The organism is Phenylobacterium sp. (genome assembly GCF_004799395.1).
Classification (GTDB): domain Bacteria; phylum Pseudomonadota; class Alphaproteobacteria; order Caulobacterales; family Caulobacteraceae; genus Phenylobacterium.
Genome location: NZ_SSMZ01000127.1, coordinates 1 through 9,195 on the forward strand (window position 1 = coordinate 1; position 9,195 = coordinate 9,195).

At 67.7% G+C, this 9,195-nt stretch carries 8 protein-coding genes; all 8 read left to right on the forward strand.

Annotation, left to right across the window (positions count from 1 at the left end; translation table 11 throughout):
- Positions 1 to 1,971, forward strand: a 1,971-nt coding sequence (locus E8A12_RS08695) for a CoA transferase (RefSeq protein WP_293367690.1), incomplete at its 5' end; no start/stop codon positions are given.
- A 41-nt stretch (positions 1,972 to 2,012) separates the two neighbouring features.
- Positions 2,013 to 2,435, forward strand: coding sequence for a methylmalonyl-CoA epimerase (gene mce, locus E8A12_RS08700; protein WP_293367692.1), 423 nt, complete (start codon positions 2,013 to 2,015; stop codon positions 2,433 to 2,435).
- Complete coding sequence (locus tag E8A12_RS08705; RefSeq protein ID WP_293367694.1) at positions 2,435 to 2,695, forward strand: DUF1467 family protein; 261 nt, start codon at positions 2,435 to 2,437, stop codon at positions 2,693 to 2,695. Before mce ends, E8A12_RS08705 begins: the two co-directional genes overlap by 1 nt.
- Positions 2,696 to 2,769: 74 nt before the next feature.
- Entirely contained in the window at positions 2,770 to 4,089 is a 1,320-nt protein-coding gene (proS, locus tag E8A12_RS08710) for a proline--tRNA ligase (RefSeq protein WP_293367696.1), read from the forward strand.
- 56 nt (positions 4,090 to 4,145) lie between these two features.
- Positions 4,146 to 5,384: a lipoprotein-releasing ABC transporter permease subunit gene (locus tag E8A12_RS08715; RefSeq protein WP_293367702.1), complete on the forward strand. Its 1,239-nt coding sequence runs from the start codon at positions 4,146 to 4,148 to the stop codon at positions 5,382 to 5,384.
- On the forward strand, positions 5,377 to 6,066 hold the full coding sequence (locus tag E8A12_RS08720) for an ABC transporter ATP-binding protein (protein ID WP_293367698.1): 690 nt from the start codon (positions 5,377 to 5,379) through the stop codon (positions 6,064 to 6,066). Before E8A12_RS08715 ends, E8A12_RS08720 begins: the two co-directional genes overlap by 8 nt.
- A gap of 145 nt (positions 6,067 to 6,211) precedes the next feature.
- Positions 6,212 to 8,626, forward strand: coding sequence for a PAS domain-containing protein (locus tag E8A12_RS08725; RefSeq protein ID WP_293367704.1), 2,415 nt, complete (start codon positions 6,212 to 6,214; stop codon positions 8,624 to 8,626).
- Positions 8,627 to 8,809: 183 nt separating this feature from the next.
- Positions 8,810 to 9,195 (forward strand): hypothetical protein (locus tag E8A12_RS08730; protein ID WP_293367700.1); only part of this gene is annotated, 386 nt, incomplete at its 3' end.

Here is a 9,195-nt window from a genome sequence, read left to right on the forward strand (position 1 = left end):
CCGCCCTATGGAGTGCGCGGCGACTGGAGCCGCATCCCGCCGCACCATAGCCTGCTGACCGCGCTCTCGGGCGTCGCTTTCCGGCAGGGCGCCTACGCCGACCAGCCCATCCATCTGGTCCTGCCGCTGATCTGGTACGGCCAGGGGGTCCTGGGCGCCTCGGCGATCGGCGCGGCGCTGCTGGAGCGAAGCCGCAGCGGCAAGGGGCAGGCCGTGGTGGTCAGCGGCTTGAACGCGCTCTCGGAGGTCTCCGGCCCTGTCCGGGTGCTGGAGGCGCCGCCGCTGCCGCGGGGCCAGCCGCTGGGCGCCTCGCCCAGCTATCGACTGTACCGCTGCGCTGACGGGCAGTGGTTCTTCCTCGGCACGCTGTTCGCCAACTTCTACCTGAAGGCGTTCGAGGCGATCGGCATCGCCGACCGCTGGGAGGACCTAGCGATCGACCCCTTGCGAGCCCGGGAGGCGCTGGTCGCCATCTTCGCCAGCCGTCCGCGCACCGAGTGGCTGCAAATCCTGCAGGACAACGGCGTCCCCTGCGCGCCGGTCGGTTCGCGTGAAGCCTGGTTCGCCGGCGAGGCGGTGGCGCAGGGGGACCTGCGCGAGGTCTTCCGCCATCCGACGCTGGGTGAGGTCGCGATGCCTGCGCCGCCGGCCAGGCTCTGCGAGACGCCCGGCTCGATCCGCGGCCTGGCCCAGCCTATCGCCGCCGCGCCGGCCTGGCCGCCCCGCACGCCGCTGTCGCCGAGCGGGCTGGGCGACGTGGCCTCGCCGCTGGACGGCGTACGTGTGCTCGACCTCGGCACGGTGATCGCCGGGGCGCATGCCGGCGGCGTGCTGGCCAACCTGGGCGCCGATGTCATCAAGATCGAGCCGGTGGAGGGCGACCCGTTCCGCAGCGATGGCGGCGGCTTCTGCGCCTACAACCGCGGCAAGCGTGGGTTGGGGCTGGACCTGAAGCAGCCTGCGGCCAAGGAGCTGTTCTACGACCTGGTGCGCCAGGCCGACGTCGTGCTCGACAACTACCGGTTCGGCGTGCGCGCGCGGCTCGGCATCGACTACGCCAGGCTCACGCAGATCAATCCGCGGATCATCTCCTGCTCGATCAACGCCTACGGCGACAAGGGGCCACGCACCACCCTGCCGGGCTTCGATCCGTTGCTGCAGGCCGAGGGCGGAATGCAGCAGGCGCAGGGCGGGGACGACGAGCCGATCCTGCACACCATACCGGTCAACGATGTGGCCACCGCCGCGGTCGTCTCCATGGCCGTGGTCGCCGCGCTCAACGCTCGGGTACGCACCGGCGCGGGCCAGGAGATCCTCACCAGCCTGATGTCCCAGAGCCTGACCTTCCAGCTGGCCGAGGTGGTCGCCTATGAGGGCCGTCCGCCTAACGATCTCGGCGGCCGCGATTGCCTGGGACCGCGGGCATTGCACCGGTTCTATTCGTGCGAGGACGGCTGGCTTGCCCTGGTCTGCGAGACGCAGGAGGCCGCCGAGGGGCTGAGCCGGGTTCTCAGCCTTGAGTACGGCGACGATCCGCTGACTGCCCCGCGAGACGGGCTCCTGGCCCAGGCGATCGCCCTGGCGCTCGCGAACCGCCGCCGAGACGAGACGGTCCACGCCCTGCTGTCCGCAGGGGTTCCCGCCGCGCCGGTCCTGCGCGCCGCCGAAGCCCTGGAGAGCAAGTGGCTGTGGGAGAACTGCGCCCTGGAGCGCTGGACGCATCCGCGGCTGGGCGACATCGTCGGCGTGCGCAGCTACGCCGACTTTTCCCGCACGCCCGCAGGGTTTCAATATCCGACGCCGGACCTGGGCGAGCACTCCTGCGCGTTGCTGGCCGAATTTGGCATATCCGCCGAGCGGATGGCCGCCCTGCTGGCCACTGGCGCGGTCTTCGAACCGGTGCATGTCGCGCCGCATCTGGCCAAATCCGCGCGTACTGGCAACGACAACGCCGCGCTGTCCGTGCAGTAGGACGCTGGAGGCGGCGCGCCCGGCGCCCTATACCCGGCTGCATGATCGGCAAATTGAACCATGTCGGCGTCGCCACGCCGTCCATCGAAGCCTCGGTCAAGATGTACCGGGAGATGCTCGGGGCGACCGAGTTCTCGGAAACCTTCTCCATGCCCGAGCAGGGCGTCTGGGTCTGTTTCGTCAACCTGCCCAACAGCCAGATCGAGCTCATTGAGCCCTACGGCGACAACTCCCCGATCACCGCCTTCTTGGAAAAGAACCCCAAGGGCGGCCAACATCACGTCTGCTTCGAGGTCCCCGATATCCTGGCCGCTCGTGATGACATGCGGGCCAAGGGCGCGACCGTGCTGGGGACCGGCGAACCGCGCATCGGGGCGCACGGCGTTCCGGTGATCTTCGTCCACCCGAAGGACATGGGCGGCGTTCTGGTGGAGCTCATGGAAATCCCGAAGGGAACTCACTGATGGGCGGCCCGATCACCCTGATTGCTGTCTACCTGACCATCTGGTGGACGGTGCTGTTCGCCGTTCTGCCGATCGGGGTGCAGAGCCGCGCCGACGCGGGCCTGCCGAATGACGGCTCCGATCCCGGCGCGCCGGTGGATCCCAAGCTGAAGAAGAAGTTCATCACCACCACCTGGGTTTCGGCGGTCGTCTTCGCGATCCTTTGGCTGGTGATCCACTTCAAGCTGATCGACCTGGCGAAGATACCCTGGGGGACCTGAACGCGTTGCCAAGGTCGCAGGGCCAAGGCTATCAGATCCGTCCGCCTGCGGATTCCTAGGAAAGCTCCCCGATCATGCGCCTGTCGCGCTACTTCATGCCCACCCTGCGCGAGGCGCCTGCCGACGCCCAGATCGTCTCCCACCAGCTGATGTTGCGCGCCGGCATGATCCGCCAGGAGGCGGCCGGCATCTACGCCTGGCTGCCGCTGGGGTTGAAGGTGCTGAAGAAGATCGAGCAGATCGTGCGCGAGGAGATGGATCGGGCCGGGGCCATCGAGGTCCTGTTGCCGACCTTGCAACTCGCGGACCTTTGGCGCGAAAGCGGCCGCTACGACGACTACGGTGACGAGATGCTGCGCATCAAGGACCGCCACGACCGCGACCTGTTGTACGGGCCCACAGCGGAAGAGGTGATCACCGAGATCTTCCGAGCCTATGTGAAATCCTACAAGGACTTGCCGAAGAATCTTTACAACATCCAGTGGAAGTTCCGCGACGAGCGGCGTCCGCGCTTCGGGGTGATGCGCGGCCGCGAGTTCCTGATGAAGGACGCCTACAGCTTCGACATCGACGAGGCTGCGGCGCGCAAATCCTACAACCGGATGTTCCTGGCCTATCTGAACATCTATGCGCGGCTGGGACTGAAGGCGATCCCGGTGAAGGCCGATCCGGGCCCGATCGGCGGCGACCTTTCCCACGAGTTCATCATCCTGGCCGACACCGGCGAGAGCGAGGTCTTCGCCCACGGCGACCTGGTGGAGATGGGGGCGCCCGGTCCGGACATCGATTGGGACGGCGACCTGGAGCCGCTGGTGACGCAGCGCGCCAGCCTCTACGCCGCCAGCGACGAGATGCACGACGCTGCTCGCTTCGAGGCGGAAGTCCCTGCCGACAAGCGGATGACGGCGCGCGGCATCGAGGTCGGCCACATTTTCTACTTCGGCGAAAAATACTCCAAGCCCATGAAGGCCCTGGTCACCGGCCCTGATGGCAAGGACGCCCCGATCCATGGCGGCTCCTACGGCGTCGGCGTTTCACGCCTGGTGGCCGGGATCATCGAGGCCAGCCACGACGAAGCCGGGATCATCTGGCCGGACGCCGTGGCGCCCTTCGGCGTCGCCGTGGTCAACCTGCGCCCCGGGACCGCCGAGGTCGATGCCGTGGCCGAGCAGGCCTACAAGGCGCTCGAAGCCGCCGGCAAGGAGCCCTTGCTGGACGATCGGGACGACCGTCCCGGCGCCAAGTTCGCGTCCATCGACCTGGTCGGCATCCCCTGGCAGTTGATCGTCGGGCCCAAGGGCGTCGCCGACGGCGTCGTCGAGATCAAGCGTCGCGCCACCGGGGAGCGCCAGACCCTGCCGCTGGAAGCCGCCTTGAAGGTCATCGCCGGGTGACCGATCCACGCGCCGGCATCGGCGGACGCGCGCGGCCCTTCGGCCTGTGGGAGCGGATGCTGGCCGGCCGCTATCTGCGCGCCAAGCGGAGCGAGGGCGGCGTCGCCCTGATCTCGATCATCTCCTTCACCGGCGTCACCCTGGCGGTGGCGATCCTGATCATCGTCATGTCGGTGATGAACGGTTTCCGGTCCGAGTTGCTCGGCAAGATCCTGGGGTTCAACGGCCACGTCTTTGTCACCGGCGGCCTGCTGGACAACGCCCAGATGCGCGACAGCGCGGTCGAGAAGATCGCCAAGGTGCCCGGCGTCACCCAGGCTTTCCCGGTGATCGACGCCCAGGCCATCGCCATGGGCCCGGGCCAGGTGACCGGCGCCATGGTGCGCGGACTTTCGCCCCAGGACCTGATGGCCACCAGGATCGTCGCCGGCAACATCACCAAGGGCAGCCTGAGCGGGTTCGGGCAAGGCGCCTATGGCGGCGATGTGGTGGTGGTCGGCGCCCGCCTGGCCGAGCAACTGGGCGTCAAGCCGGGCGACAACATCACGCTGATTTCGCCAGCCGGCGGCGCCACCGCCTTCGGCGGCACACCGCTGCAGAAATCCTATATCGTCGGCGCCACCTTCACCGCCGGCATGAGCCAGTACGACCAGGCCTATATCTTCATGCCGTTGGCGCAGGCGCAGCTGTTCTTCGGCCGAGGGGGCTCGGTGGACGCCATCGAGATTCGCGTCCGCGATCCCGACCAGGCCGGACGGCTGAAGGCCCCGATCTCCCGCGCCGCCGGCCCGGCCGCCCTTGTCGCCGACTGGACCCAGCGCGACGCTTCGTACTGGGGCGCGCTGAAGGTCGAGCGCAATGTCATGCGCCTGATCCTGATGATGCTGGTGGTGATCGCGGCCATGAACATCATCTCCGGCCTGGTCATGCTGGTGAAGAACAAGGGCCGCGACATCGCGATCCTCAGGACCATCGGGGCGGGACAGGGCTCGATCCTGCGGATCTTCTTCATGGCGGGCGCGGCCATCGGCGCGGCGGGCACGCTGGCCGGTCTGGCGGTGGGCGTACTGGTCTCCGTCTACATCGATCCGATCCAGAGCTTCGTGGAATGGGCGACAGGGCAGCAGGTCTTCGCCTCGGACGTCTATTTCCTGTCGCGCCTGCCGGCGAAGGTCGACTGGATGGAGGTGACGATCATCGTCGCCTTCTCGCTCCTCATGTCGATGGTCTGGACCCTGCCGCCGGCCTGGCGCGCTTCGCGCCTCGATCCGGTGGAGGCGCTTCGCTATGAGTGAGCCGGTCCTGTCGATCCGCGGACTGGAACGGTCCTATGTCACCGGCGCGGGCGAACTCACCGTCCTGCGCGGCGTCGATCTTGACGTGATGCCCGGGGAGATCGTGGGCCTGATCGGCCCGTCGGGTTCCGGCAAGTCCTCGCTGTTACACGCCGCCGGCCTGCTCGAGCATCCCAACGCCGGACGCATCACCATCGAGGGCCGCGACTGCTCCGACCTGCCAGACCGTGACCGCACTCGCGTCCGGCTGGCGACGATCGGCTTCGTCTACCAGTTCCACCATCTGCTGCCGGAGTTCACCGCGCTGGACAACGTGGCCCTGCCGCTGATGATCGCCGGCGTGGCGCGCGCCAAGGCCCAGGCCCGCGCCGCCGAACTGCTCGGCGAGCTCGGCCTCGCCGAGCGATTGCTGCATCAGCCGGCCCAGATGTCCGGAGGCGAACAACAGCGGGTGGCGGTGGCCCGGGCGCTGGCCAATTCACCGCGCCTGCTGCTGGCCGACGAGCCCACCGGCAACCTTGACCCGACCACCTCCGCCGCCGTGTTCGAGAATCTCTACGACCTCGCCCGCCGCACCGGCGTCGCAGCCGTGGTCGCCACCCACAACCTCGAACTCGCTCGGCACATGGACCGTGTCTTCGCGCTCAAGGACGGGCATCTCGAGCCACAGGCCAAGGCCTAGCTCCGCCGGCGCGGAACATAAGCGATCTCCGGGGGTTATGCTTTGACGGTGCGTTCAATTTCGGGCGCGAGGGGGCGTTTGGGTGGCGGAAAGTAGCCTTGGTGACGTGAGACCCCCAGCCGGCTTCCTCGCCGGCGGCGGAGAGATGGGACGGCTTATCGCCACCCACGACTGGTCCGCATCGCTCGGCCAGTTGTCGGTCTGGCGTGAAAGCCTGAAGACGACCGTCGGCCTTATGCTCAATTCGGCGGTGCCCATGGTCCTGCTCTGGGGCGCCGACGGCATCATGATCTACAACGACGCCTACTCGGTGTTCGCCGCGGGCCGTCATCCGCAAATCCTAGGCAGCAAGGTCCGTCAGGGTTGGCCCGAGGTCGCGGACTTCAACGACAACGTCATGAAGGTCGGCCTCGCCGGGGGCACCTTGGCCTACAAGGATCAGGAACTCACCCTCTACCGGAGAGGCAAGCCCGAGCAGGTCTGGATGAACCTGGACTACTCGCCGGTCATCGACGAGACCGGCCGACCCGGCGGCGTCATCGCCATCGTCGTGGAAACCACCGAGCGGGTGCTGGCTGACCGCCGTCAGGCCGAATCCAGCGAGCGCCAACGCCAGCAGTTCGAGCAGGCGCCCGGCTTCATCATCGTGATGAGCGGCTCCGATCATGTCGTGGAGTTCGTCAACGACACCCACCGCCGGGTTTTCGGCAGCGCCGACTGGGTGGGCAAGCCCATCCGGCGCGCGTTCCCCAGCATCGAAGGGCAGGGGTTCTTTGAGTCGCTCGATCGGGTCTACGCGACCGGCGAGATGGAGGAATTCGAAAGCGCCGAGGTCCGCTATCGCCGCGCGCCCGCTCAGCCCGAGGAAGTCCGCTATCTGACGTTCGTGTACGCTCCTATCCGGGACGCGGGCGGAGCGGTGACGGGGATCTTCTGCGACGGGTTCGACGTGACGGAGGCGCACCGAACCACCAGCGCCCTCCGCGAAAGTGAAGCGCGCTTGCGGGAGCTCAACGCCGAGTTGGAGCGAAAGGTCATCGAGCGGACCCAGGCGCGCGGCCGGGTCTGGCAAGTGACGCCCGACCTGATGGGGGCGCTCAATCCGGAGGGCTACTTCGAGACGTCCAATCCCGCGTGGATGAGCGTTCTCGGCTGGACGGAGGACGAGGTCGCCGCGATGTCGATCTGGGAGTTGCTGCACCCCGACGACCTGGAAAGGACCCGGGAAGGCTTCGCCCTGACCCAGATCGGGCAACCCGCGATCCGGTTTCCAAACCGGTATCGGTGCAAGGATGGCGCCTACCGCTGGATTTCCTGGGTCGGGGTGCCGGAAGAGGGCATGGTCTATTGCACGGGCCGCGACATCACCGAGGAGAAGGCGGCCGAAGCCGAACTGGCGACGGCCCAGGACGCGCTTCGCCAGTCGCAGAAGATGGAGGCTGTCGGCCAGCTCACCGGCGGCCTCGCCCACGATTTCAACAACCTGCTGGCGGGGATCACCGGCAGCTTGGAGATGCTCGACAAGCGGCTTGGCGAGGGGCGCCTGAACGACGTCGAGCGGTATATCACCGCGGCCCAGTCGAGCGCGCGCCGCGCCGCGGCCCTGACCCAGCGCCTGCTGGCTTTCTCCCGCCGCCAGACCCTCGATCCGCGGCCAACCGACCTGAACCGCCTGATCGCCGGCATGGAGGAACTGGTTCGCCGCACCGTGGGACCGACGGTGGAGGTCGAGGTGGTAGGCGCCGGCGGCCTGTGGCTCACCCGGGTGGACCGTTCGCAGCTGGAGAATGCGCTCCTTAACCTGTGCCTTAACGGGCGCGACGCCATGGAGCCTCAGGGCGGACGCCTGACCATCGAGACAGCGAACAAGTGGCTCGACGCGCGGGCCGCTCGGGAGCGCGAACTACAGCCGGGCCAGTACGTCTCGCTTTGCGTCACCGACACCGGCTCCGGCATGACGCCGGATGTGATCGAGCGGGTCTTCGATCCGTTCTTCACCACCAAGCCGCTGGGACAGGGGACCGGCCTCGGGCTCTCCATGATCTACGGCTTCGTGCGACAGTCCGGCGGCCAGGTGCGCATCTATTCGGAAGTCGGCAAGGGCACGACCATGTGCCTCTACCTGCCGCGCTTCGCCGGCGCTGCGGAGGCTCTGGAGGACGAGCTTCCACCTCAGGTGATCGAGCCGGGCGAAGGCGAGACGGTGCTGGTCATCGATGACGAACCCACCGTGCGAATGCTGATCGCCGAGGTCCTGGAGGAGAACGGCTACGCTGCGATCGAGGCGGTCGACGGGGCCGCCGGCCTCAAGATCCTGCAGTCGGACGTCCGCATCGATCTGCTGATCACCGACGTTGGCCTCCCGGGCGGGTTGAACGGGCGCCAGGTCGCCGACGCGGCGCGCCTGTCGCGCCCGGATCTCAAGGTCCTCTTCATCACCGGCTACGCGGAGAACGCGGTCATCGGCAACGGCCATCTCGATCGCGGCATGGAGGTCATCACCAAGCCCTTCGGGATGGCCAATCTTGGCGCCAAGATCCGCAGCCTGATCGAGAGTTGAGCGCCGCGCCGCCACTTCTGCGGACATCGTCCGAACGGGGTGTCCGCCGCGTAACATCGTAAACCCAGTGATACAGAGAAGTCTTTGTAACACGGGGGCTTTTCGGAACGCGCGCACCGGCCTATCTTGGCCGTGGGACGCTTAACCGTTGGCCTTTAGGCCTCGGCCTCGATGGAGGTCTTGTTGAAGACGATTGTTGCGGCGCTTGGATGCGCCAGCCTGCTCGCCACGGCTCTGCCGGCGGCTGCGGCGGATTCTTCTGGTCACGGCGGTTGGGGCCACAGTAGTGCGTCGCCATCGGGCGGCCGCCCGACGGGCAGCGGGCGCAGCGGTTTCCCCGGCGGCTTCGCCGGGCGTTCGGGCTTCGCAGGAGGGTACCGTCACGGGTTCGGGCCGCGCTTCGTAGGCTTCGGCTACCCGTTCTACGCGGCGGATTTCGGCCTGGGCTTCGCGCTTGGCCTGAGCGTCGTCGACCCCTGGTATTGGGACTCGCCCTACTACTACGGGGGCTACTACGCGCCCTATCCGCCGCCGGGCGGCTACTATTATCCCGCGCCGCCGTCTGGAGC

What these genes read in the sequence shown, in the direction of transcription:
- mce (WP_293367692.1), top strand. Translation starts at nt 2,013, where the DNA reads ATGATCGGCAAATTGAACCATGTCGGCGTCGCCACGCCGTCCATCGAA.
- E8A12_RS08705 (WP_293367694.1), top strand. Translation starts at nt 2,435, where the DNA reads ATGGGCGGCCCGATCACCCTGATTGCTGTCTACCTGACCATCTGGTGG.
- proS (WP_293367696.1), top strand. Translation starts at nt 2,770, where the DNA reads ATGCGCCTGTCGCGCTACTTCATGCCCACCCTGCGCGAGGCGCCTGCC.
- E8A12_RS08715 (WP_293367702.1), top strand. Translation starts at nt 4,146, where the DNA reads ATGCTGGCCGGCCGCTATCTGCGCGCCAAGCGGAGCGAGGGCGGCGTC.
- E8A12_RS08720 (WP_293367698.1), top strand. Translation starts at nt 5,377, where the DNA reads ATGAGTGAGCCGGTCCTGTCGATCCGCGGACTGGAACGGTCCTATGTC.
- E8A12_RS08725 (WP_293367704.1), top strand. Translation starts at nt 6,212, where the DNA reads ATGGGACGGCTTATCGCCACCCACGACTGGTCCGCATCGCTCGGCCAG.